Origin of the sequence: Terribacillus sp. DMT04 (genome assembly GCF_019056395.1) — a bacterium.
Taxonomy (GTDB): Bacteria; Bacillota; Bacilli; order Bacillales; family Amphibacillaceae; genus Terribacillus; species Terribacillus aidingensis_A.
Genome location: NZ_CP077639.1, coordinates 2,547,165 through 2,572,098, shown reverse-complemented (window position 1 = coordinate 2,572,098; position 24,934 = coordinate 2,547,165). Strand labels below are relative to the sequence as shown.

At 42.3% G+C, this 24,934-nt stretch carries 24 protein-coding genes; 19 read left to right on the top strand and 5 right to left on the bottom strand.

What is annotated here, in order from left to right; genetic code table 11:
* Window positions 1–151 precede the first annotated feature (151 nt).
* The 15 genes from KS242_RS13575 (at window position 152) to pfkA (ending at window position 15,958) form a co-directional block, all read left to right on the top strand.
* On the top strand, window positions 152–598 hold the full coding sequence (locus KS242_RS13575; protein WP_217321822.1) for a MarR family winged helix-turn-helix transcriptional regulator: 447 nt from the start codon (window positions 152–154) through the stop codon (window positions 596–598).
* A complete protein-coding gene (locus KS242_RS13570) occupies window positions 595–3,246 on the top strand; it encodes an MMPL family transporter (protein WP_217321821.1) in 2,652 nt (883 codons plus the stop codon). Before KS242_RS13575 ends, KS242_RS13570 begins: the two co-directional genes overlap by 4 nt.
* Window positions 3,247–3,762: 516 nt before the next feature.
* Entirely contained in the window at window positions 3,763–4,173 is a 411-nt protein-coding gene (locus KS242_RS13565; RefSeq protein WP_217321820.1) for a hypothetical protein, read from the top strand.
* A 92-nt stretch (window positions 4,174–4,265) separates the two neighbouring features.
* A complete protein-coding gene (locus KS242_RS13560) occupies window positions 4,266–4,463 on the top strand; it encodes a hypothetical protein (RefSeq protein WP_217321819.1) in 198 nt (65 codons plus the stop codon).
* Between the two features lie 2 nt (window positions 4,464–4,465).
* A complete protein-coding gene (locus KS242_RS13555) occupies window positions 4,466–5,272 on the top strand; it encodes an alpha/beta fold hydrolase (RefSeq protein WP_217321818.1) in 807 nt (268 codons plus the stop codon).
* A gap of 62 nt (window positions 5,273–5,334) precedes the next feature.
* Window positions 5,335–6,243 (top strand): hypothetical protein, encoded by a 909-nt coding sequence (locus KS242_RS13550; RefSeq protein WP_217321817.1) that lies wholly within the window; start codon window positions 5,335–5,337, stop codon window positions 6,241–6,243.
* A gap of 189 nt (window positions 6,244–6,432) precedes the next feature.
* Complete coding sequence (locus KS242_RS13545) at window positions 6,433–8,385, top strand: SGNH/GDSL hydrolase family protein (RefSeq protein WP_217321816.1); 1,953 nt, start codon at window positions 6,433–6,435, stop codon at window positions 8,383–8,385.
* Window positions 8,386–8,715: 330 nt separating this feature from the next.
* A complete protein-coding gene (locus tag KS242_RS13540; protein WP_217321815.1) occupies window positions 8,716–9,420 on the top strand; it encodes an HAD family hydrolase in 705 nt (234 codons plus the stop codon).
* Between the two features lie 12 nt (window positions 9,421–9,432).
* The gene (locus KS242_RS13535) at window positions 9,433–10,182 is read left to right on the top strand and encodes a Cof-type HAD-IIB family hydrolase (RefSeq protein WP_217321814.1); all 750 of its coding nucleotides are present in this window, start codon (window positions 9,433–9,435) and stop codon (window positions 10,180–10,182) included.
* 39 nt (window positions 10,183–10,221) lie between these two features.
* Window positions 10,222–11,832, top strand: a complete 1,611-nt coding sequence (gene ggt / locus KS242_RS13530) for a gamma-glutamyltransferase (RefSeq protein WP_217321813.1) — start codon at window positions 10,222–10,224, stop codon at window positions 11,830–11,832.
* Between the two features lie 14 nt (window positions 11,833–11,846).
* On the top strand, window positions 11,847–12,398 hold the full coding sequence (locus KS242_RS13525; protein WP_217321812.1) for a chromate transporter: 552 nt from the start codon (window positions 11,847–11,849) through the stop codon (window positions 12,396–12,398).
* Window positions 12,395–12,925, top strand: coding sequence for a chromate transporter (locus KS242_RS13520; protein WP_217321811.1), 531 nt, complete (start codon window positions 12,395–12,397; stop codon window positions 12,923–12,925). The genes KS242_RS13525 and KS242_RS13520 overlap by 4 nt, the downstream gene beginning before the upstream one ends.
* 161 nt (window positions 12,926–13,086) lie before the next feature.
* Window positions 13,087–13,815, top strand: a complete 729-nt coding sequence (locus tag KS242_RS13515; RefSeq protein WP_217321810.1) for a ThuA domain-containing protein — start codon at window positions 13,087–13,089, stop codon at window positions 13,813–13,815.
* A gap of 67 nt (window positions 13,816–13,882) precedes the next feature.
* The gene (locus KS242_RS13510; RefSeq protein WP_217321809.1) at window positions 13,883–14,899 is read left to right on the top strand and encodes a zinc-binding alcohol dehydrogenase family protein; all 1,017 of its coding nucleotides are present in this window, start codon (window positions 13,883–13,885) and stop codon (window positions 14,897–14,899) included.
* A 93-nt stretch (window positions 14,900–14,992) separates the two neighbouring features.
* Window positions 14,993–15,958 carry a 6-phosphofructokinase gene (pfkA, locus tag KS242_RS13505; protein ID WP_254391712.1) on the top strand — a complete coding sequence of 322 codons (966 nt, stop codon included), beginning with the start codon at window positions 14,993–14,995 and terminating at the stop codon, window positions 15,956–15,958.
* A gap of 167 nt (window positions 15,959–16,125) precedes the next feature.
* On the opposite strand, the gene KS242_RS13500 is transcribed toward pfkA, so the two are convergent.
* The 5 genes from KS242_RS13500 to KS242_RS13480 all read right to left on the bottom strand — a co-directional run bounded on the left by KS242_RS13500 (window position 16,126) and on the right by KS242_RS13480 (window position 20,638).
* A complete protein-coding gene (locus KS242_RS13500) occupies window positions 16,126–16,863 on the bottom strand; it encodes an ABC transporter permease (RefSeq protein ID WP_217321808.1) in 738 nt (245 codons plus the stop codon).
* Complete coding sequence (locus tag KS242_RS13495) at window positions 16,864–17,577, bottom strand: ABC transporter permease (protein WP_217321807.1); 714 nt, start codon at window positions 17,575–17,577, stop codon at window positions 16,864–16,866. It lies immediately after the preceding gene.
* Window positions 17,570–18,484: an ABC transporter ATP-binding protein gene (locus KS242_RS13490; protein ID WP_217321806.1), complete on the bottom strand. Its 915-nt coding sequence runs from the start codon at window positions 18,482–18,484 to the stop codon at window positions 17,570–17,572. The genes KS242_RS13495 and KS242_RS13490 overlap by 8 nt, the downstream gene beginning before the upstream one ends.
* Before the next feature lie 124 nt (window positions 18,485–18,608).
* Entirely contained in the window at window positions 18,609–19,970 is a 1,362-nt protein-coding gene (locus tag KS242_RS13485) for a sensor histidine kinase (protein ID WP_217321805.1), read from the bottom strand.
* On the bottom strand, window positions 19,967–20,638 hold the full coding sequence (locus tag KS242_RS13480) for a response regulator transcription factor (protein ID WP_217321804.1): 672 nt from the start codon (window positions 20,636–20,638) through the stop codon (window positions 19,967–19,969). The genes KS242_RS13485 and KS242_RS13480 overlap by 4 nt, the downstream gene beginning before the upstream one ends.
* A gap of 202 nt (window positions 20,639–20,840) precedes the next feature.
* On the opposite strand from KS242_RS13480, the gene KS242_RS13475 reads away from it, so the two are divergent.
* The 4 genes from KS242_RS13475 to KS242_RS13460 all read left to right on the top strand — a co-directional run bounded on the left by KS242_RS13475 (window position 20,841) and on the right by KS242_RS13460 (window position 24,652).
* Window positions 20,841–21,170, top strand: a complete 330-nt coding sequence (locus KS242_RS13475; protein ID WP_371747550.1) for a metal-sensing transcriptional repressor — start codon at window positions 20,841–20,843, stop codon at window positions 21,168–21,170.
* 12 nt (window positions 21,171–21,182) lie between these two features.
* Window positions 21,183–23,567, top strand: a complete 2,385-nt coding sequence (locus KS242_RS13470; protein ID WP_217321803.1) for a heavy metal translocating P-type ATPase — start codon at window positions 21,183–21,185, stop codon at window positions 23,565–23,567.
* 28 nt (window positions 23,568–23,595) lie between these two features.
* Window positions 23,596–23,802, top strand: coding sequence for a copper chaperone CopZ (gene copZ, locus KS242_RS13465; protein WP_217321802.1), 207 nt, complete (start codon window positions 23,596–23,598; stop codon window positions 23,800–23,802).
* A 178-nt stretch (window positions 23,803–23,980) separates the two neighbouring features.
* Window positions 23,981–24,652, top strand: coding sequence for a hypothetical protein (locus KS242_RS13460; protein WP_217321801.1), 672 nt, complete (start codon window positions 23,981–23,983; stop codon window positions 24,650–24,652).
* Window positions 24,653–24,934 lie beyond the last annotated feature (282 nt).

Here is a 24,934-nt window from a genome sequence, read left to right as displayed (position 1 = left end):
CTTGGTTCATACGTTGTTTTACCTGCACCTTACGACCCTTATCAGTATTTTTGATTCAATAACCCGGAGATTTACAACATTTTTTAGGTAAATAGGATTGACTGCTTGTAGTTTAGGGTATAAACTACATTGGTATAGGGGGTAAACGATTTTGAACAGATTAAAGGACGCAATTGATTTGTTCCATGAAGTATCCTTCATGGCTACAGAGGTTTTTCATAAAGGTACCTCACATGATATCTTCCAGCATATTTCACCTCAGCAGGTAGAACTGCTTAAATTTTTAAGTTTATCCAGTCCTGCTTCTCCTGGTCATCTGGCGATTGTGCAGCAAGTACATAAAAGTGCAATTTCCAATCGTCTGAAAAAGCTGTATGAGAAGGGGTTTGTAAAATGGATTGATTCAGAGAGAGATAAGCGAACAAAACTTGTTGAAATCACCGCAGAAGGGGAGCGCATGCTGCAGCAAGCAGAAGAAGCCATTTATGATAAATTCTGCACGCTCTTCGAGAATATTAGCAGTGAAGATGTAGAAGCGTTTATCCGCATATTTACCGATGTAAAAGAACAGTTGAAAAAAGGAGAGAAGGAAACGTGAGAACAATTATTCGTTTTAAGTGGCTCATTGCAGTTGCAGTCCTCCTGGTCGCAGTAGGACTAACCATCTTTTCGCCCAATTTGACGCAGCTTGCCTCTGAAAAAGGGCAAACGCAGCTGCCAGAGGATGCTGTTTCGATCCGGGCAAGCGAGATTCTTGAAGATGCCGGAGAGAACAGTAACTCGTTAAGTGCCGTATTTGTGCTTGATGAAGCATTAAATGAAGACAGTGAGAACATGATTCAGAGAGTTATTGATAAGGTTGAAGAAATTGACGGTGTGAGCGAGATTACAACACCGCTGACTGACAACCAAGACATCCAGGATCAAATGACGTCTGAAGATAAAAAGACTGTCATGATGCCGATCACGGTCGAAGGATCAGATGAAGATATAGAAAAAATTACAGATGAAATTTATGAAGCTGTTCCAGAAGATACGACTGCATACGTAACTGGTGCGTCGTTAATCAACCAAGACTTCGCTAATACATCAGAAGAGGGCTTGAAGAAAACAGAGCTGATTACCGTCTTCATCATTGTAGGGCTTCTGTTAATTGTATTCCGTTCCATTGTAACGCCGTTTGTACCATTAATTACGGTCGGAATAACGTATTTAATTAGCCAGGGCATTTTGGCTATCTTAGTAGATACGCTGGACTTCCCGATTTCCACCTTTACACAAACGTTCTTAGTGGCAATATTGTTCGGTATAGGTACCGATTATTGTATCTTGCTGCTAAGCCGTTTCCGGGAAGAGCTGGCGAACGGACATGGTAAGGTCGAGGCAACTGTCACAGCTTACCGGACAGCCGGACGGACGTTGCTTATCAGTGCAATCGCGGTATTTGTAGGTTTTGCATCCATTTTCTTTGCGAAATTTGCGATTTTCCAATCTGCTGTAGGTGTGGCAGTCGGCGTCGCTGTGCTGTTGATTGTGCTTGTCACCGTGCTGCCGTTATTTATGGTAACGCTAGGAGAGAAGTTATTCTGGCCTTCGAAAAAAGCAGCTTCTCATGGAGATAATAAGCTTTGGCATTTCCTTGGTCGTCATTCCGTTGCCAGACCGGTGTTGTTCTTGGCCATTACAGCTGTAATTACGGTGCCGTTTGTATTAACTTATGACGAGCAAGTTTCCTTTAACTCAACAGAGGAAATCAGCAGTGATTACAAGTCCATTAAAGGGCTGAATGCGATTGGTGATGCTATCGGCAAAGGCGAAGCAATGCCAATTCAAATTGTGATAAAAGATGATGAGAATCTTACAACTAGCAATACATTACCTTATCTCGATCCGCTGAGCGATGCAATCAGCAAAGTTGATCATGTAGAAAAAGTTCGAACTGCAACACAGCCGACAGGCGATAAAATTGATGATTTATATGTGGATGCTCAGAACGGCCAAATTGCGGATGGTATCAACGATGCTGTTACCGGAATTGGCGATGTGCAAGATGGCTTGACACAGGTTCAAGACGGATTGAACCAAATTACTGGGCAAACAGGGAATGCTGGCGGCTCTTCAGGCGGCGGGCTGTCTGAGGCAACAGAAGGTCTGGGCCAAGTCAATACAGCACTACAGCAAGTTTCCACACAGCTGCAGCAAACAGGCAACGTGCAGCAGGCATCTGCTCAGCTGACAGGAATCAGCCAGCAGCTCGGAGAAATTCAATCTGGTCTGGAACAGGCGAATACGCAGCTGCAAGGACAGCAGGAGCAAGTAGGCACACTAACAGATTCATTGCAGCAGTTAGCTGATGGTGTTGGTTCTGCCAATGAGGGGTTAACGCAAGTTTCCGACGGGCTTACAACAGCTGCGGATACACTGCAAGCGATTAGTGAAAGTGAGTCTGTACGCGATACAGGCATGTATATTCCGGAAGATGCGCTAGAAGGGGAGTTCCAGCAAAGTATCGATACGTATGCATTCAATGATGGAGAAGGCGTCACGATTGACGTTGTTTTGGACACAGATCCGTATTCCGAGGAAGCAATTCGTACATTGGATACGATTAAAGAGCGTGTCAGTGCCGAAGTAGAAGGTACCCCGTATGAAAATGCGGAAATTGTGTATGGCGGCGTAACGAGTACGAACGCTGATTTAGAGGAACTGTCTACGACGGATCTTTCTCGGACCATGGTAATTATGATGGTTGGTTTGTTCTTAATCTTAACCTTGCTATTCCGTTCGATGATCATTCCGGCGTATATGATTGGATCGTTGCTGCTTACTTACTATACGGCGATATCCATTACTGAATTGATCTTTGTAAACGGCTTGGATTACGCAGGTGTGAGCTGGGCGGTACCATTCTTTAGCTTTGTTATTCTTATTTCTCTCGGAGTGGATTACTCGATCTTCTTGCTCGATCGTTTCACGGAAGAAGCGCGTGACGACTTGAACGGAGGTATGATTCACTCGATGAAGAAGATGGGATCGGTTATCATTACCGCATCCATCATTTTGGCAGGTACTTTTGCTGCGATGATGCCATCTGGTGTATTAACACTGCTAGAGGTTGCTACTGTTATCATTATCGGTCTGCTTCTGTACGGACTGGTTATTCTGCCATTGCTTATCCCAGCTATCGCCGTCACACTTGGTGAGCTGAACTGGTGGCCGTTTAAACGGAAGCGAAATGACGAATAAAAGAAGTAAGAGGCTGAAAGTGTAATGTTTTTAGCTAGTTAAAGATTCAAATGATACTGCGGTTTATAGCAGTACATTTGGATCTTTTTGCATGAGAAAGAAAATAAGATGAGAGCACTGCTTCGGAAATACACTCCGCTTTCCTGCGCTAAATTACGTTACGCGAAGCCTACCCGAGCGTAAGAAGGAACACAGCGCCTTCTCTATTAAAAAAATAATCTTCTCTGTGCGGATGTCTTGCTGAATTTTACTTGTTCAACAGAAATAGCAAAAGTTGAACATTATGCAGAAATAGAATTTCAAACGGAAAGCTCTAAAGACCGCAGTTTCTGCCTTTGTAGCCAGCTAATTACAACCAGTCTGATGAGATTTGCTAACCAACAGTATACGCACTGTGCGCTTCGTAAATTGTAATAGTGGGTTCTTTGAATGGATTGTTGTTACTTTTCCTATTCTATTTTATGGACAAGTTTCCTTGTCTGCTTGCATATAGTAGCAGGGAATGGAGGTTTGCGGATGAAACGAAGCTTTGGGTTGCGTCTCGTTTTGGCTGGGACGATGGTGATGGCTGGGCTGTTGTTTTTCTTTGCCGGTCGCTCTACTCATCCTGTTCCGTATAATGATGTGCATGAAGAGATGATTCGTCATGCATTGGAAGAAGTGAATAATACAGCGGTGGAAGAACTGGCTGTTTATGATACGTATGAAGTATTAGGCGCTGGGTTTGAGCCGGAGGGTATTATCAGTCTGCGTATCCAAATAGAAGCGGAAACGATTGATCATGCGATGCAGCCTGTTTGGGAAGAAGTGAAAGAGGAAGCAGCGGATGTGCTGGAAGCGCATGATTTAGAAGATGATATTAACCGGGAAATCGAGCTGGAGATTGCCTTCCTCAATTCTGAAGGTATAATTATGCATACACATTGAGCATGCGAAAAAGAAGCATGCTCTTTTCTTTTGCTTAAGAAAGGCGTCTAGCGGGTATATAACAAGTAGACTACAGGAAAGGGTGAGGCTAAATGAAGCTGGCAGGCTACTTTGGATTCTTTATCCTGGCGCTTGTTTTCTTACTGTTCTATGCCTTCACCGCCAATACAGTGTTTCTTTTACTCACTGTACTATCCGGTGTTGTAGGTGCATTCTTCTTATTCCGTGAGTTAAGAGCAAGAGAAAAGAAGGAGCCGAGAGAAAGAGATTATAATAGTGAGGAGAGCTAATCATGGGTCATAACATTAAAACAAGAACAGGACATACTATTTTCGCAGAAGATATCGGATCAGGCGTACCAGTTGTATTTCTGCATGGTTGGCCGGTAAACCATAAAATGTTTGAATATCAAATGAATGAACTGCCAAAGCAAGGATATCGCTTTATTGGAATTGACTTGCTTGGTTTCGGAAAATCAGATAAACCTTGGAATACGTACACATACGATGCACAAGCAGAGGTTGTACATGAGGTAGTTGAGCACCTCGGATTGGATCATTTCGTCTTAGTCGGTTTTTCCATGGGCGGACCAATCGCTATCCGCTATACAAATAAATACGGCGCTGCAAAAGTAGATAAACTTTTATTAGTATCCGCAGCAGCTCCTGTATTTACACAGCGTGATGCTTATCCATTTGGTATGAAGAAGGAAGAAGCAGACGATATGATCGCCCAGCTGCAAACCGACCGTCCGAAAACGCTGCATAATTTTGGTGAAATGTTCTTCGCACAAGAACATTCTGATTCGTTTATGCAGTGGTTCTTCCATCTCGGTCTTGTTGCCAGCGGACATGGGACGATTCAAGCAATGGAAGCATTACGCGATGAAGACTTACGTGATGAACTTGTGCATATTAGTGCACCGACATATATCTTCCATGGACAGAAAGATGAAATTTGTCCATTTGACTTCGCTAATGAAATGACAGGCGGAATTGTGAACTCCACCGTTATTCCATTCGAACATAGCGGACATGGACTGCTGTTCGATGAAAAAGAAAAATTCAATACAGAGTTAGTACGAGTATTGCAAGAATAAAGGAAGATAATAGAGCTGACAGTTTCGTCAGCTCTATTTTGTAGTAGGCAGGAGGAGAAAAGTTGAATAATTTATTAACAATAATCGGGATTAGCGTCGTCATCATACTGATAGCTATCGCGATATTTTATAATACAGGAGCACGAAAGCGTCCGATGCAGAATGCTGATCGGCACCGAGAACAGCTAAAGATGGAGTGGGATACACTGAAAGTAAGACCTACTGCTTTAGTGGACGAAAAGCATATTGGACGTCTCAAAGATGCGTTGGACCAATCCTACTTAGAAAAAATTAATGACGCATTCCGGCAAGAGAATTATGATTGGAGCCAATATAAAATTAACACCCAATTCCGCGGCATGTTCCGCTTCTTTTTGTTGGCATCTATTTTCCGCAGCAAAGAACTGTTTGATAAGGACATTCACCGTATATGGAAAGTAATGCGTCGGTTTGAAGAAGAATACAAGGATTTTTGTATTCGTTTCTTTAATGGTGAAATAACTGAGGATGCATCAGAACGCGGGGAGCGCCATGCAGAAGAAAGAGAGCGGTTCGAAGTGAAGTATTTGATGCTTTTTCAATTAGGTGAACGCACACCACAGATATGGGGAGAATTCTTCCAGTATGGTGATGGAAAGGACTTTGTTGCGTTTATCAGCTCGCATGACCTGGATCAAGTAAAACAAGAATACATGGCAGAAAATATTACCCCGGAAGCAGAAAGAACGTTCGAAAACTTCTATCACCATATCAAGTGGGGCATGACAGCAGATGCAGAAGAACTTCGTGCGCATCAAAGCGAGACAGAAGGAGAAGAAGAAGATAAGGATATTGGTGTCAGTGCCCTCTACTTCCTCTCCATTCGCGGCGAAGCGACAGAAGAAGAACGAAACGAGCTTGGAAGGTTTACAGGTAAAGACAGTGGATACCACGCTACGAATGAATCCTACGGAAAGCTGCAGAAAAGATAAGAATAAAAGATACCATAAAAACGAACTCATGCAAATTCATACATTAGAATTTGCATGAGTTCGTTTTTTTAACGTAGTAAATGACACTGATTACTAAACAGGATAGTCTGTTTTTCTTCTACTTGTAATGCAGCCTGGAAGGTAAGATAAAATGTAAGCGTTATCAAAAAAGGAGAGAGGGAGATATTAATGAGAAAATGTAAGAGAAAGAAAGTATTGCCCCTATTACTTGCCTTTTTAATTACCTTTACTTCGTTTTGTACCTTGCCTTTACAAACGGAGGCTGCAGCAGATGCCCCCATTCTAAAATTTGACTTTGGAACTGCTGCAAGTTCTGTACAAGATAGGTATACAGCTGTCACTCCTGAAACGGCATATTCGGAGGCAGCTGGCTATGGTTTTGAAGATATATCAAAAGTGAGCGCAATAGACAGAAAAACGTCAGATCCTTTGAAATCTGACTTTGTTTCCGTTAGTGATACTTCCTTTAACGTAGATGTAGCATATGGAGATTATACTGTTACAATTCTCTCTGGTGATGAGGATGCAGGAACGAACATCGGTATTCAAGTAGAGGATATTCAAAAGGTGCAAAGTACCCATCTAGCCAGTGGAGAATACAAGGAGCAGGAATTCGAGATTTCACTTATAGATGGACAGCTAAACTTTACATTTACAGAAGCAAACTCCAAGATAAATGCAATAATTATTGAGAAAATTCCAGAAAGAACGGAAGCAGATAATCCGACTGTCTATATGGCAGGAGACTCTACAGTACAGACGTATGATGAATATTGGAGACCAGAAGCTGGTTGGGGTCAAATGATTCCGCGTTTTTTTACCTCCGAGATTGAATTTGAAAATCACGCCATTGGCGGAAGAAGTTCAAAGACGTTTATTAAAGAAGGACGCCTAGATGAAATATTAAGGGTAATAAAACCGAACGACTACTTTTTGATTCAATTTGGACATAATGATGCAACAATCAGTGTTCCCGAAAGATATGCTTCTGTACCGGATTATAAAAAATATTTAAAGTCTTATGTGTTAGGAGCCCGTCAAAGGGGCGCTATACCGATTTTGGTCACGCCAATGGGCAGACGAGATTTTAACGAAGAGACGGGCGAGTTCCGTGTCAGCTTTTCAGAGTATGTGCAAGGAATGCAAGAAGTAGCAGAAGAATTAGATGTGAAAGTTATTGACTTAAGTGCACGCAGTGTTGCCTATTATAATAGCATTGGCCCAGAAGGAACGCTTTCTGTGTTCTTGTATACAGATCCTGGTGTTTATCCTGCCTTTCCAAATGGTTCAAAAGATAACACGCATTTTCAGGAATATGGTGCTATTCAGCTGGCGCGTTTGGTAGCAGATGAAATAAGCAACCTGGATATTCCATTATCGGAGCATGTAAAAAAGATAGAAGCTCCTAAAAAGGCTCCTGCCAAACCTTCAAAGGTAACAATCAGTAAAATTAGTAACGCAGGTGCTCTTGTTTCCTGGAAAAAATCCAAGAAGGCGGATATCTATCGGATTTACAGCAAGCCTTCAACCAGTGATGCGTACAAATTAGTTGGTACGTCAACAATTCCACAGCTCTTTTTGACAGGCTTGGATGAAGAAACGAGCTACGATGTGTATGTGACAGCAGTAAATGGAAAGGGAGAATCGGCACATTCGAAGACAAAGCAGTTTACGACAAGTAAAGCGATGAAGAAATTTGATTTCGGCTTAACTGGAAATCCAGTGAAAGAAGGTTTTCAGGAGGTTAATTTGACTACATTGTATACAGCTGAACGCGGATACGGAATCGTTAATGCTGAAAACATGATTGGACGCGATCGCAATATCGGAGACGATGTAGTACGTGATTGGTTAGGTTATTTTGCAAGCGAATGGGAATTTAACGTCGATGTGCCTGATGGTATTTATGCGGTAAAGATATATGTTGGAGATATGACGGGTTCAGCAAGAACCAATTTAGTTATTGAGGGGCAAGACTATGGTCAGGTTTCAGCCCCTAGAAACAATTACACTACGAGGGTTGTACCGGAAGTTCTAGTTGAGGATGGCCAGATTAACTTTGGTTTTGGAGGATCGACAGGTATCGTAAATGGAGTTGAGATTACGGCTGTAGGAAACTAACATGCGCTGGAAATCTGATAGATTAGTTACTTCTATAATTTAAATATCCCTTTTAGGATTCTCATAAGTTTGTAAGCTGTCGCCAATGTCATGACATTGGCGACTTTTTTTATAACTGGGGTGAGGGATACTGGGATATCAGCTTGAGTGGATTTAACCAGTTGAGAAATAGGGGATAAGATAATGGATGCCAATGCCCATAGGATGTCTTAGACTAGCGCCCTTAATGAAACTCCTGATAAATTGATATTGTGATTTTCAAGTATACCAAATTACTGACATTCCTATCTGAAAAGCGTATGATGGAGAAAAAGGAAATGGAGCGACAGGATGAAAGCAATTCTTTTTGATTTGGATGGGACTATTCATGATCGGCAGACAACATTACAGCGGTTTTTAGAGGATCAATATAATAAGTTTCAGAATGACTTGGCTGGTGTTGATCTGTCGGCATTTAAGGAGGCCTTTGTTGCCCTGGATCAGCATGGGTATGTGGAGAAGCCTATTGTTTATAAGGAGCTGCTAATACAATTCGCTTTGGATACGAATTTAGAGCCAGCACTGACAGCGGATTATTTCGACCGTGTGGCGCAGTTTGCGGTTGCTTATCCGGATGCATTGGAAACGCTGCAGGAATTGAGTATGTCGTATACACTGGGCATCGTTACGAATGGACCAGCTTTGCTGCAGCAGCAAGTAATTGAGCAGCTTGGATTGTATTGGCATTGTCAAAGTCTTGTTATTTCCGAAGCAGTTGGACTGAAAAAACCAGATCCGGCTATCTTTGAAATGGCATTAGCAGAGGTGGAAGCACGTGCATCGGAAACCTTTTTCGTCGGAGATCATATTGAAAATGACGTCATTGGAAGCCGAAATGCTGGACTGCAGCCAGTTTTGTTTGGGGGTAAACAAGAAGGTGTACCAAGCTTCAGCAATTGGCGTGTACTACCGGCGCTTGCTGCGAACTGTAAACCATCTGAGAAACAAAGGGAAGACAGCAGTAGCCTGTTAGATAAAGACGAAGCAAATACATAAGGAGCGAATACGATGTCAGAGAAACAGCACCAATATAAAATGATTGCACTCGATATGGACGGTACCATGCTCAACCCGCAGGATGAAGTTTCAGAAGCAAACAAACAAGCGATTCAGCGTGCACAGGAAGAAGGTGTGCATGTCATCCTTAGTACAGGACGCGGTATCCGGACTTGTAAGCCTTATGCAGACGACCTTGGTTTACAGTCGTATCTTGTAACGGTTAACGGCAGTGAAATTTGGACTGCAGACGGAGAACTGCTAGAGCGTGTTTTGATTGAGGATGAATTGATTAAAAAGATGAAACGGCTGGCAGACAAGTATGAGACACATTATTGGGCAGTGAGTACAGAGCATGTATTCCGCGGTAACTTCCCTGCTGATATGGAGAAATATGATTGGCTTAAGTTTGGTTTTGACACTCCCGATGATGACAAGCGTGAAGCAATCGTTAAGGCGCTTTCGGACAAAAATGAATTGGAACTTTCTAACTCCAGTGAGACAAATATTGAAGTCAATGCTGTGGGCATTAATAAGGCAGAAGCAGTGCAAAAGTTATGCGACCGTATTGGCATCAATATGGATCAAGTTATTGCTATGGGTGATAGTTTGAATGATATTAAAATGATTCAAGCAGTGGGCTGCGGTGTAGCAATGGGAAATGCGCAAGATGCGGTGAAAGAAGTAGCAAACTACCAGACAGATACAAACGAAGCAGATGGGGTGGCAAAAGCAATCCACTATTTGCTAGGATGGTCATAAGCCCGGTTTTCCGGGCTTCCTACATAAGGGGGAAACAGAATGAAAACAGATCATTTGTATTACCCATATCACTCACAGCGTACAACAACAATTGCCCGGCAAGGGATGGTTGCCACCTCGCAGCCGCTTGCTGCACAGGCAGGGCTGGATATGTTGAAAAAAGGCGGCAATGCCGTTGATGCAGCGATTGCAGCGGCTGCTATGCTTACCGTTGTGGAGCCAACTTCCAATGGAATTGGCGGCGATGCATTCGCGCTTGTTTGGATAAAGGACAAGCTGTATGGATTAAATGCCAGCGGACCCGCACCAGCATCTATTAGCATTGAAAAAGTAAAGCAGCTGGGCCATGAAGAGATGCCGCTGCATGGTTTCATTCCTGTAACCGTTCCGGGCGCACCAGGCGGTTGGGCTGCGCTTAGTAAGCGTTTTGGCAAGCTTTCCTTAGTAGACGTATTGCAGCCGGCTATCTACTATGCCGAAAATGGATTCGCGGTAACACCAACAGTTGCCAAGCTATGGGAGCGTGCTTACAAGAAGTTCAGTACCACGTGTACCGATAATATGTATAAAGCTTGGTTTGACACATTTGCTCCTAATGGAGATTATCCGAGAATCGGCGATGTATGGAAGTCGCCTGACCATGCAGAAACGCTGCGTCAAATTGCGCGCACAAATGCAGCGGACTTTTATAACGGTGAACTAGCGAATAAATTAGCGGAATTTTCTGCAGATAATGGCGGATTCCTAACAGCAGACGATTTGGCTGCATATGAACCAGAATGGGTAGAGCCGATTTCGGTGAATTATCGTGGCTATGATGTATGGGAGATACCACCGAACGGACAAGGCTTGGTTGCGCTGTCCGCGCTGAATATCTTAAAAGGCTTTACCTTCCATGAAAAAGAATCAATTGATACATATCATAAACAAATGGAAGCGATGAAGCTGGCGTTTGCTGATGGTCATGCTTATTTGACAGAAGAAAAGCATATGCCCGTTACCGTGGAGGAGCTGCTGTCTGATACGTATGCTGCGCAAAGACGGGCGCAAATCGGGGAGCTGGCCAACGAGCCGGAGGCAGGAGAGCCGAAGCAAGGCGGAACGGTTTATTTGGCTGCTGCGGATCAAGAAGGGAATATGGTTTCCTTTATTCAAAGTAATTACCATGGCTTTGGTTCGGGGCTGGTGGTGCCCGGAACAGGTATTGCGCTGCAAAATCGCGGACATAATTTCAGTCTGGATCCAGCTCATCCAAACAGTCTGCAAGGCGGGAAGAAAACATTCCATACGATTATTCCCGGTTTTTTGACGAAAGATAAGCAAGCAATTGGTCCTTTCGGGGTAATGGGCGGCTTTATGCAGCCGCAAGGACATGCCCAGGTAGTGATGAATATGCTGGATTTCGGACTTAATCCGCAAACCGCACTTGATGCACCGCGCTGGCAGTGGATTCAAGGCAAAACGTTTCATGTGGAAGCGGACTTTCCGAAACATATCGCCGAAGCGCTCATACGGAAAGGGCATCACATTGAGGTCAAAGCAGACCGGTCTACATTCGGCCGCGGCCAAATCATTTGGCGCGATCCTGAAACGGGTACATTATATGGAGGAACAGAAGCACGAGCAGATGGCAGTATTGCTTCGTATTAGAAAGGTTGAACAACATGATTTACTGGAACTTATTTTTAGCATTTTTCCGTGTCGGCATTTTGGGATACGGAGGGGGGCCAGCGTCAATTCCCCTTGTGGAAAAGGAAGTCGTACAGCAGTACAAGTGGATGGATGATGAGGAATTCGGCAATACGCTGGCACTCGGCAACAGCTTGCCAGGTCCAATTGCAACGAAGCTGGCCGGCTATATTGGCTACAGAGTTGGCGGCTGGGTGGGCATGATTTGTGCACTTGTCGCTACCGTTATCCCAACTGTTGTGCTGTTGATTATCTTATTTTCTTTTGTGGAGGCGTTGAGCGATCAGCCGTGGATCAGCGGGATGACAACTGCTGTTATTCCGGTTGTTGGTGTAATGCTCGCGGTCATGACAATTGATTTTCTAAAGAAATCTCGCAATGGACTGAAAAGCTGGCAAATTGTCATGCTGTTAGTTGTATCAGTTGTTCTGATTGAACTGCTAGACATTCACCCAGCCTTTCTTATTCTGGCGCTTCTTCTGTTAGCATTGCTGAAACCGGAGAAACAGAAGGAGGAAGGCGCATGATTTACTGGCAGGTTTTCCTAGCTTTCTTTATTCCGGGGATTATCGGATATGGCGGCGGTCCTGCTACGATTCCGCTCATCGAAAATGAAGTGGTAGACAGATATGGTTGGATGTCTACCGCTGATTACAGCCAGACGCTAGCCTTGGCAAATGCGCTTCCAGGGCCAATTGCCACGAAGCTCGCTGGTGTGATTGGCTACCAGCAGGCAGGCGTGCTTGGTGCGGCGATTGGTTTGTTTGCCACTGTTGCGCCGTCGCTTATTTTAATGATTGGATTGCTAAGTTTGTTGGCGAAGTTCAAAGACTCTCCGCGGGTTAAAAGAATGACGGCTTATATTCGTCCAACAATTGCCGTATTACTCGCTGGTATGGCAATCAGCTTTTTCCACACGTCTTATGAAAGTGCGGGTTGGATACATACTGTCATCTTGGTGGTGGCAAGCTACTTACTTATGGAAAGATGGAAGGTACATCCGGCTTTTGTGATTTTAGGGGCGCTTGTATATGGTGCTGTTTTAATTGGTTAGATCCTGCTGAAATCTTAGCAGGATTTTTTTCTCTAGGCAGGAGTTAGCGGGAAAAGGGCTAATGTAATTAGTAAAATGAGATTCCCTGCATAATCTAGTAAAGAACAGGGTAGCTACTTAGCAAGGGGAATAGGAGTAAAAAAAGAAAGAAGGAGCATCTTATGCGCGTTACCATATGGAACGAATTTCGTCATGAGAAGGAAAACGACACGGTAAAAAGCATCTACCCCCGAGGCATTCATGGAGCAATTGCTGAATTTTTAGAGCAAGCAGGATATGCAGTACAAACTCGTACACTTGATGATCCTGAGCAAGGATTGGATCAAGAAACACTGCAGCAAACAGATGTACTGATTTGGTGGGCGCACAAAGCCCATGCAGAAGTGCATGATCATGCGGTCGAGCGTGTGAAGCAGCGCGTTTTGGCAGGCATGGGATTAATCGTGCTGCATTCAGGTCATTTTAGTAAGATATTCCGTAACTTGATGGGAACAACTTGTGATTTAAAATGGCGCGAGGACGGAGAGAAAGAAAGGATTTGGGTGGTGCAGCCGAGTCATCCGATTACACGAGGACTGGAAGAGTATTTTGAACTTCCTCAAGAGGAGATGTACGGCGAGCATTTTGATATACCCGAACCCGACCACACGTTATTTATCAGTTGGTTTGAAGGCGGGGAAGTATTCCGAAGCGGCTGTACGTATAATCGAGGAAAAGGGAAGATATTCTACTTCCGGCCTGGACATGAAACGTATCCGACTTACTACGATAAAAATGTGCAAACCGTTATCTGTAACGCTGTGGAATGGGCAGCAGCACCATCAGCTGTAGTTCCTAATTACGGGAATACAGAAGCCCTCGAGCCAATCTTGCGCTTAGCAAAGAAATGAGCGTACAAAGCCGTCGGATGCGATGACGGCTTTTACATAAACAGACAGAAAAAAGGAGGAGATCAGTATGAAAGCTATTGGTATTTATAAGAACACATCTGTGGATGAGGATAACTGTTTTATCGAAGAACAGGTGGACAAGCCTGCTGCAAAAGCCAAAGACGTCTTGGTGAAAGTAAAAGCAGTAAGTGTGAACCCGGTTGATACGAAGCAGCGAAAAATGAAAGAAGATGATGGGAACTTCCGCATTCTTGGCTTCGATGCGGCTGGTATCATTGAAGAAGTAGGTGAAGATGTACAAGGATTTCAGCCTGGCGATGAGGTCTTTTATGCTGGATCTGTTGCACGTCAAGGGTCGAATAGTGAATACCAGCTTGTCGATTATCAAGTGATTGCGAAAAAGCCTTCCAACCTTAGCTTCTCAGATGCGGCTGCACTTCCATTAACAGCGCTCACAGCATGGGAAGCAATGTTTGAGAAAATGCAGATTCCGCTCGATATCGAAGCAAATAAAGGGAAGACAATTTTGCTGATAAATGCAGCTGGCGGCGTTGGATCCATTGCATCTCAGCTGGCGAAACTTCATGGTTTGACTGTAGTCGGCACTGCTTCACGCGAAGAAACGGAAAAATGGGCCAATCAGCATGGAACAGAACGGACAATTAATCATCACGAACCGCTTCATCCGCAGCTGGAAGCACTAGATCTGGATATTGATACCGTCGATTATGTATTTTGTATGCACCAGCTGGACAAAGCGTGGGATGACATTATCGAGGTAATCAAACCAGAAGGCATTATTGCGGCGATTACAGGGCCGGCTGAAGGAATCAAGCTGACAGATTTGACTTCGAAGAGTTTGACGCTTGTATGGGAGTACATGTTCACTCGTACACTGCATCAGACAGCCAGTCAACATAAGCAAGGTGAGATCTTGACGAAAGTAGCAGAGCTTCTCGAGGAAGGGCGTCTGCGCACAACAAAGACAGAAGAATTGAAAGGTCTTACAGTGGAAAATCTTCAAGAAGCGCATAAGCGACTGGAAGCTGGCAGCATGATTGGGAAACTGGTTATTTCTGTATAAACAAAAGGCAGGCAGATTGCCTGTCTTTTGTACTTCTTTTTACTTGTACTATTGTATAATAAGGATAAGACATATAGTGGAGAGGTGAATAAAATGATACATAAGATAGCCGTCATAACGAGCGGAGGAGATTCACCAGGTATGAACGCAGCCATACGTGCTATCGTGAAAAGTGCAAACTACCACGATATTGAAGTATACGGTGTCGAAGGCGGATACCAAGGGCTAATTGAAGATAAACTGTCCATTTTGCGCACACCAGATGTCGAGACAATCGCCAACAAAGGCGGTACAATCCTAAAGACATCCCGTTCTCTAGCTTTCATGGATGAACCGGGAAGACAACAGGCAGTAGACGTGCTGCGCAATTACGGAATCGCAGATGTTATTGTTATCGGCGGTGAAGGATCCCTACAAGGTGCACAAAAGCTGCAAGAATTAGGCGTCAGAGTTGTTGGTATCCCAGGAACGATTGATAATGATTTGGATTACACCGATTATTCCATCGGCTTTGATACAACACTAAACACCGTGTTAAGTTCCATTGGCAGGATCAAAGATACGGGCTTATCGCATAATAAAACGACAATTGTCGAAGTAATGGGCAGACATTGCGGCGATTTGGCGCTATTCACTGCAATCGCTGGAGAAGGCGATATTATTTCCACACCAGAATACAAGTTAAGCCCCGAACAAATTTGTGAGAAGCTGCAGGATAGAAGAAGTAAAGGCCGGAATGATAATATTATTGTCGTGACAGAACGGATATACAATCTGGATGAACTGCAGCAGTATATTGAAGACAATATGAACATAGAGGTGCGAACAACTGTATTAGGATTTATCCAGCGCGGCGGTGAACCTTCTGCATTTGACCGAATCCTTGCCAACAAAATGGGCGTCAAAGCTGTGCATATGTTAATGGAAGGTGAATCAGGCTACGCCATCGGCATTAAATCTAATCAGCTCATTCAAAAAGATCTCAAAACGATGCTGGACGAAAAAACCGACAAGCAGCCAAATTATGATTTGCTGGAAATGCTGCTGCATACAACGTAACCAAGATAGGCTGCCTAAGGGCAGTCTTTTTTATTGCTTTGCTAGAGTTATAGTGTTATTTGTTAAGTCTTTTTCTTACTTCCTAAAAAAGCCAGACAAATTCATTTATTTGCCTGACTTATTTATCATATATGGAATTGTAGTGATTTAGCTAAATATTGGACGAGCTAAACAGACTTTCTTTGAAAATATAAGTATCCGCCTGCAAAAAACAAAACAAAACTTCCTCCAACAATGAATACTACTTGTTCCCAAGGAATAAAGAAGATGTTGTTTGTATGTTCGCCAATGTACATCATGGAAAAAGGCTGCGCCCATGGATAATAAGGTCCGTAACGTTCAGAGTTTATAATTAATACGGATGGCAATGTAAAAATAACATTAACAGTAAGAGGTGCAGCAAAACTCTTGAATAAAATGGACATCCATAATTGCAAGGCGACTAAAGGAAATGTTGCTACCCATCCGCCAAGGATACTTTTCCAAAAGACTTCCAACGGAAAAGGAGTGGTGAAGCCTTTTATTGCTCCTATTATGTATAGGGTGGCAAGTAATAATAACTGCATAGCCAGTACAAGAAGCATCAATAATATATATTTAGCGATAAATAACTTTCCCCTAGTCACAGGTAGCGTTAACAGCTGTTTCCATCCGCCAGTTTGGTGTTCATATCTGCAGATTGAACTCGCTAAAACACCTGTTATCAGTGGTAAAAATAGTAATGCATATACTAAATTCATGGTAATCGATAATAGTATCCATTGATCACCCACAACCTCAACAATTCTATCGTGGAAGTTATAACTGAACCCAATAACCAGTCCAACAAGTGGTCCGACGAAAATGAGAGGGATTATCTTCGTTTTCCGCAGCTTAAACCATTCTGCATGGAGAATTGAAAACATCTATTTCACGTCCCTTCTGACAAAGTCAATCATACCGAGTATATACACGAAACTGCCAACTGCAATGCCGAGTATGACGCTTAGGACAGGTTCATTCCAGTCACTTACTAATGTTGGCCATTTCCAAATCATCCAATCTGGTAAATCAGCAGCAGAGTAGGTTAAAATAACGCCAATGACTCCCGTTGTGGTTGGTATACTTTGATTTATACTAACAACCGCAATCCATAGCTGTAGTGCTAGAATTGGCAGCGACGCAAAGTAAGGGTAGAAGCTATACTTTAGAAGTTCAAAGAAAGGGATATTGTCACCTAAATCAAGATATATTCCCTGTATGGTAGTAAACAGAAACAATAAAATGGAAGACATCAATAAGAAAACAGCTAGCAACATAAATTTTGATAAGTATACATGTTTCTTAGAAACCGGCAAGGAGAGTAACTGCTTCCATGCATTTGTGTCGTTTTCTATGCTGGCCATAAGCGAAGTTAAAATAGCAATACCAATGACAAGTGCAAAGGAAGCAAATGAATTTATATATGATAAGTAATACGTCCAATCATTTTCGCTTTGCTTTAATAAATATGTTTTACGATCACCGGCGTAATTCACCATTTGCATAGCCACAACACCGAAAGGACCTAAGAAGGTTAACAGCCAGAATCCTTTTCGTTTTATCTTTAAATAGTCTGTCAAAATATATCGTTTAAACATACGCTTTTTCCTCATTCGTCATGTGAAGGAAAATTTCCTCAAGTGACCGCTTTTCCTCTTCAACACGATAAACCGAAAAGTTGTGGTGAACTAAAATGCTAACTGCTTCTGCCACTTTTTCATTGGCGTGTTCCGCTACTAGAAGGCTGTCATTATTGTATTCCGCTTGTATTCCGTTTTCTAATAATGTCCGGCACGCATGCTGCCCATTACTAACTTTTAGCAATATATGACTTTTCGCAAGCTTGCGCATCACATCGATAGAATCTTGGAAGATCATCTTCCCCTTCGCGACAATTCCAACTGTCGTAGCGAGTTGGTCTATCTCTGCTAACAAGTGACTCGAGATCAAGATGGTCATCCCATGCGCAGACGCCAAATGTTTAATCAATTGCCGGATTTCAATAATTCCAGATGGATCCAGTCCGTTAGTTGGTTCATCTAAGATAAGCAGTTCAGGTTGGTGAAGCAGGGAAGCAGCGATACCTAAACGTTGTTTCATTCCAAGTGAAAAACCTTTGACCTTCTTATGGGCCACATCGGATAAACGAACTATATCCAAAACTTCATTGATTCTTTGTTTTGGTGCGTCTAGGATCTTTCGCAGCGCTTCTAAATTTTCATAAGCTGTTAAGTGCGCATAGTAGGATGGATTTTCAACTAGTGCGCCTACCTTTCTCAATATGTGAATGCGCTCTTTTTTTAATTCTTTTTGAAAAATAGTAACAGTCCCATTCGTAGGTTTCATTAATCCTAATAACATGCGAATGGTGGTTGTTTTACCAGAGCCATTAGGTCCTAGAAATCCGTATATCTCTCCTTTTGGAATTTTCATATTCAAACTTGTAACAGCAGTTTCCTTGCCAAAGCGTTTTGTTAAGTTATTTGTTTGCACGACATATTCCATTTTTCTTCACCTCTGCACCTAGCATAGAAGCTTGAGGTTAAACTAGGGGGAGGCAGAAGTTTAAAATCTGTTTAAAAAAAGAGATGTGTGTGAATACAGGAAGTAACTCCTCTATCCACACACATCACTTAGGGTTCTGGATTATAATAGTCGCGCCGTCTGTATTAGACGTAATATCCCATTCCAATTGCATGCCTTTTACCATCATATCTACGATGGATAAGCCGATCCCTGCTCCTTTTTCTTTGGAGGCGTGCTTCCACCCCTTGCCGCGATCGACAATAATAATGCTATCATATTGATCTGTAGATGCTGTCTGCACTTTCAGATAACGACCGCTGCTTGCGTGACGGAATACATTTTGAAGAAGATTATCAAGAATACTGCCTAGCCAAATGGGATCAACTTTCCATGTCGTACGGTCAAAAGAATTTAAATCTATTTCTATCTTAAACTGTTCTTTTTCAAAAACGGGATACCAGGAAGCTAAATGTTCTCGAACAAACCGTACAACATGGATTTCCTTTTGTTCAAATTTGAACTTACTAGCTGCCAATAACGTATAAGACATCAAATTCTCAATTAATTTGTCAACTTCTTCAACTGATTTCGTTAATACGTTTACAGCTTGGCTTGCTGAGGGGGATAATTTCTCCTTGCCGATGGAATAAGTTTGAGCGCTTATTTTGGTTAATGGCGTCCGAAGGTCATGAGAAAGGTTAGCAATTAATTCTCTTCTCAGTTGTTCTTCTTCCTGTTCACGCTGTTTACTTTCTCTTAATTCATGCACCATATGATTAAAGCTTTGTTCAAGCTGACCGATTTCATCTTCTTTTTTAACAGATATCTTCAGCGGGAGATGATCTGTATCTCGAAGGGTCATCGCTTCTTGTAAATGTAATAGTCGCTTTCTAATTCCTCGAAAAAATAAATAAGAGATTGTGATAAATACTAAAATAAATATCACGGAACCAAAGAAAAAGATATTGCTGTATTGATCATAAACTTTTATTAGCGGAGGCTCTAAAACCGATCTTGGAATCTCGAATACAGCAAAGCCGTTACTTTCATCGTCTCCAAGAAACGATACTACCGTAAAAGGATTGCCATTATAATGGTCTTTTAGAAACTTCGCTGTATAAGCGGATGTCCACGTCGAGGGAAGTGTTTCGTTAACATTCACTTGCTGTTCCGTTAACTCTCCCTGTCCATCTACCCAAAACATCGATGCCTCTGGGTATGCCTCTTGCCATTTTGCGAAATGCTGTTCGACGGAGTCAGTCGAGATGTTTTGCAGTGCATGTACTTCCTTGTGCCAGTGTGATTCTATAACTTTCGCAGATCGTTTTCGATCATCTGATTCCTCAGCCGTATCCATCAGGAATGTTCCTAAGGCAGCGGAGAATAGTTGGAGAATAAATAGTAAAAACACTGCCGATAAAATAATGACCATATATCGCGCCTGCAAGGATCGTATTAAATTCATTGTTGTTTCACCCTGTATCCAATTCCGCGTATGGTTTCTATTATAGCTGGTTTAGCTGGGTTTTCTTCAAGCTTTTCCCGTAAATACCGTATATGTACCATTAAGGTTTTGTCACCTTCTATAAAGCTCTCTTTCCATACGCCTTCGTATAACTGTTCCTTTGTTAAAATTTGATTTAAGTGCCGCACAAAGTATTGGAATATGAAGTACTGTTTTCCTGTTAAAAGTATTTCCTTCTCTGTTCGTTTATCCAAGATGTGCATATCTGCTGTACGAATTGTTAAATGACCAATTTCTAATACGTCCTCGTGCTTTTGGAATCTTCTTAGCAATACTTCTATACGAGCCGCCAGTTCATCTGGATGAAATGGTTTTGTTACGTAGTCATCTGCAAAGTGAAGTCCTTCTAGTTTATCTTCTACTGCTGTTCGTGCTGAAAGCATCAAAACAGGCAGATTTTCGTTTGCGGATTTTAGCCGTTTTCCAATAGAAAAACCGTCTAAACCGGGTAACATGACATCTAAGATAACGATATCTGCAGCTAGAGTATAGCTTTCCGCACCTTCGCCAGTTTTTAACCATGTCACATTATATCCTCTTTCCGTTAATTCCTCTGTTACCCAACTGCCGATTTCCATTTCGTCTTCTATATATAAGATGTGAGTCATTTGTTATCCTCCAGTACTACACATTAAGTCTGCATACATAAATTTTATACAATTATTCGAGTGAATGCATGATGATATTTCATAAAAAAGTAAATAATACCAAGTTACGTGCTATCTAACGTAAAGAATATGTATCTACATCCAGAAAGAAAAGGCGGAGTAGTTAATCGGTTGACTTTTATACCGTAGGGGGGTATGGTATATGTATAAACGAAATGGAGGAATGAATGTGGATAAATTTCTGCATGATCACCCAAGTACGCCTAGAACAAAAGATGAGAAGCAAAATGTAATAAATCGTTTAAAACGAATAGAAGGACAAGTGCGCGGTATTCAGAAGATGGTCGGAGAAGACCGTTATTGTATGGATATTTTAGTGCAGCTTAGTGCAATTCAATCTGCATTGAAGAATGTTGGGTTCTCGGTGACAGAGCGCCATATGCACCATTGTGTTAGTGATGCGATTACCAAAGGCGAAGGCAAAGAAGCAATTGAAGAACTGATGAGTGTGATGAAGCAATTTTCCAAGTAAGGAGGGAGTATCGTGAGTGAAACAAATCATACAACGCTTGGTATTACAGGTATGACATGTGCTGCATGTTCAAATCGAGTGGAAAAAGTGCTGAATAAGATGGACGGCGTGGATGCTCAAGTCAATTTAACAACAGAAAGAGCCACTGTTGATTATGATACAGACAAAGCATCGATAGAGGACATAACCAAAAAAATCGAAGCAATCGGTTATGGCGTTCAAACCGAAAAAGCCGAGTTCGATATTACCGGCATGACTTGTGCTGCCTGCTCTACCCGGATTGAAAAAGTGCTGAACAAGCAAGATGGTGTAAAAAATGCATCTGTTAACTTAACGACAGAAAGTGCCGTTATCGAGTACAATGCAGGCTTAATCGAACAGCAGGCTTTGATTGAAAAGATTCGCAATATCGGTTATGAGGCCAAGCCAAAAGCAGAAGCAGAAGAAAGTCGGACGCAGAAAGAAAAAGAGTTAAAACGGAAGAAAACAAAATTAATCATTTCAGCCGTTCTATCTGCGCCTTTATTACTTACGATGCTTGTTCATTTATTTGGCGTCAGCTTGCCTGACATATTAATAAATCCGTGGTTTCAATTTGCGCTAGCGACGCCTGTTCAGTTTATTATCGGCTGGCAATTTTACGTAGGTGCTTATAAAAATCTGAAAAATGGCGGAGCAAACATGGATGTGCTTGTTGCACTCGGCACAAGTGCTGCTTATTTTTACAGTTTGTATGAAGCAGGGAAAACCCTTGGAAACTCTGGCTATATGCCGCATTTATATTTTGAAACAAGTGCTATTTTAATTACATTGATTTTATTTGGGAAGTATTTAGAAGCTAGAGCGAAAAGCCAAACAACAAATGCTTTATCCAAATTGCTGCATTTGCAAGCAAAAGAAGCACGGGTTATAAGAGATGGCAAAGAGATGATGATTCCTGTAGAAGAAGTAAAAGCGGGTGATCATTTACTTGTAAAGCCGGGTGAAAAAATACCGGTGGACGGTATCCTTGTGAAAGGCAGAACGTCTGTAGATGAATCGATGCTCACAGGAGAATCAATTCCGATTGAAAAAGATACCGGAGCGGGACTCATCGGTTCTACCTTGAATAAAAACGGGTCCGTTGAAATGGAAGCAACAAAAGTCGGAAAAGACACGGCGCTTGCATCGATTATCAAAGTGGTCGAAGAAGCGCAAGGCTCAAAAGCGCCAATTCAACGGCTCGCTGATATAATTTCCGGTTATTTTGTGCCAATTGTTATTGGGATTGCACTTGTGACATTTGTAATCTGGATTGCTTTTGTCGAACCAGGTCAATTTGAACCTGCTTTAGTAGCAGCGATTGCTGTTCTCGTTATTGCTTGTCCATGTGCGCTAGGACTAGCAACACCAACATCCATTATGGTAGGAACAGGGCGAGCGGCAGAAAGCGGAATCCTGTTTAAAGGCGGAGAGCACTTAGAAAGAACACATCAATTAGAAGCAGTCGTACTCGATAAAACAGGGACGATTACCAAAGGAAAACCAGAAGTAACAGATTTCACTGGCGATAAAGAAGCATTGCAATTATTAGCCAGTGCCGAAAAAGGCTCGGAACATCCATTGGCAGAAGCAATCGTCGCGCATGCTGCAGAGAACGATCTTCCTTTCTTAGATGTTGACGACTTCTCAGCTATACCCGGGCATGGTATCGAAGCGACGATTGCCGGAAAGCAAATACTTGTTGGAAATCGTAAATTAATGTATGACCGTCATATTGCAATGGAAGGCGCTGAAGAGGCGTTAACCAGCTACGAAATGAGTGGTAAAACTGCTATGTTACTTGCCGTTGACGGAAACTATCGCGGTATTGTGGCAGTAGCAGATACAATCAAAGAATCAGCACCAGAAGCGATCCAGCAATTAAAGCAGCTCGGTATGGAAGTCATCATGCTGACAGGAGACAATGAAAGAACAGCGCAGGCAATTGCCAAGCAAGTTGGCATTACCCACGTAATTGCCGAGGTACTGCCAGAACAAAAAGCGGATAAAGTAAAAGAAATACAATCACAAGGCAAAAAGGTCGCCATGGTTGGAGACGGTGTCAACGACGCACCAGCGCTCGTGACAGCAGATATCGGAATTGCCATCGGCACAGGAACAGAAGTGGCAATTGAAGCTGCTGACGTTACAATACTTGGCGGCGAACTCCTACTTCTGCCGAAAGCGATAAAAATCAGTCATAGCACAATCCGTAATATCCGCCAAAATCTTTTCTGGGCTTTTGGCTACAATACAGCAGGAATTCCAGTCGCAGCAATCGGCTTACTGGCGCCGTGGATTGCCGGCGCTGCAATGGCATTGAGTTCTGTAAGTGTTGTCGCAAACGCCCTGCGGTTAAAGCGGGCAAAACTATAACCCGCAACTTTAAAGGAGGTGAAATAGCATGGAAAAGACACTAAACGTACAAGGCATGTCTTGCGGTCACTGCAAAGCATCCGTTGAAGGTGCTTTGCAAAAACTTGATGGCGTATCAGCAGCAGATGTAAATCTAGAAGCTGGTACAGTCGTTGTATCTTATGACGAAGCAAACGTAACAGTTGATACAATGAAAGAAGCTATTGAAGACCAAGGATATGACGTTACTGCATAATAATAATAAGCATAGACAAAAACGAAGAGGATGAATCTGAATCAGGATTTGTCCTCTTCGTTTTTTATCGGGAGGTAATATTGTCGTCGAATAGGCGGAGGATAAGCTAATTTACATATTCCCTATTAAATTGGTTATGGTATGCTATATTTACCATAAAAGGGAAGGGTGACATTTCTTGAGAATAAGAGATAAATTATTCGCTGCTGTTTTTCTTTCAGTCATTGTTGGTGTACTGGGAGCATGCTCCGGATCAAGCGATGATCAATCATCTGCTGCTGACACAGAAAAGGAGACGAGTGAGACAGTATCTTCAAGCTCATCTAACTTGGAAGAGCATCATCAAGCAGATAGCGAAAAGGAAGAACAAATTTCTGAAACCGTGGATACAAATGAAAACACAGAATTTGATAAAGATAGCCCGGAAGACAAATCTGATGAAAGTCACACTGCATCCGATAAAGAGTCTTTTGATGATAGTAAAGCAGGGAACGAGGAGACGGATTCTACTAGTGAAAATACCTTTGCTATAAAGAACTATTTAGACGAAAACTATGCGATAGAAGGTGTCCACTATGTTACAAATACTTGGAAAAACGAAGAAACAGGTAAAATAGAATACATCGTTAACATCCTACCTGATACAAAGGAGTATAGTGATGACATAAGCGAAGTAATGCATAGTGGTCAAGGTCTTTATGAAGATGAAAGAACAGACAAGCTGGATAAAACGGCAAATGCTATTATACGAGATTTACCTGAAATAAATGGTGCCATACATATCGAATCCGTTAATTGGGTCTCTTACGATGGAGAATTTCATGTCACTTTAGTTCAAGATATAAAATAAGGTATGAAGCAGTCAGCAGCGTTTAAAAAACGGTATAAATAATAGAAGACTTTCGAGCTAAGTTATTGAGCCTAAGTCTTCTTTTTCTGTTTCTTTCCATAGATTCCTCTAGTTATGTTAAGTCTCGGGCAAAGCAACCGAGTCTGCTAACAAATGTCGATGTTGCGGATAAAGAACTGCAAAATATTTTAGGAGAGGCGTTACTTTAACTATATAGTTTGTCTACCGGCACTGTAAGGGATAATTCATTTTAACCCGCATATGAATAGTGTTTATAAATGG